This is a genomic window from Pseudoalteromonas sp. SG45-2 (genome assembly GCF_014164115.1).
In the GTDB taxonomy this organism is placed as follows: Bacteria; Pseudomonadota; Gammaproteobacteria; order Enterobacterales; family Alteromonadaceae; genus Pseudoalteromonas; species Pseudoalteromonas distincta.
This window is the reverse complement of the sequence record NZ_JACJEO010000071.1, coordinates 1-420: the sequence shown is the minus strand read 5'-3', so window position 1 is coordinate 420 and position 420 is coordinate 1. Positions and strand designations below refer to the sequence as shown.

1 pseudogene is annotated in these 420 nt (G+C 44.3%); it reads right to left on the bottom strand.

The window, feature by feature from the left end:
• A pseudogene (locus H5116_RS20130) lies at positions 1-420 on the bottom strand (hypothetical protein); the annotation flags it as partial.

Sequence of the window (420 nt, the reverse complement as noted above, 5' to 3'; positions counted from 1 at the left end):
GTGTCTTTGGTAAAGCTGGTTTCGTTTGTGGCTAAATTACCTTCAACATCTAGTGCGCTAACACTTGCTGTAATTTCACCATCAGCAAGGCCTGAAATATTAGTGGCATTTATTGCCCACTCACCAGCTGCATTAATCGCGACGTCTTCAACCGTGACTTTATCTCCGTTCACATCGGTAAATACCACAGTGGCTGTTTGGTTAGCATCAGCCTCTTCTATTATACCGCTTACAACTACATCACTTTGCTCTGCGGTATTAATAACAGTGTCATCACCTGTTGCAACATCAATGCTGGTTACTGCTGTTTTATCGTGAATGGCGGTGTCTGTATCGGTTGCTGTATTGCCAGCTTCATCACTGACTGTGGCTGTGGCAGTTAATTCGCCATCGTTAAGACCTGATAAGTTTGCACCGGTA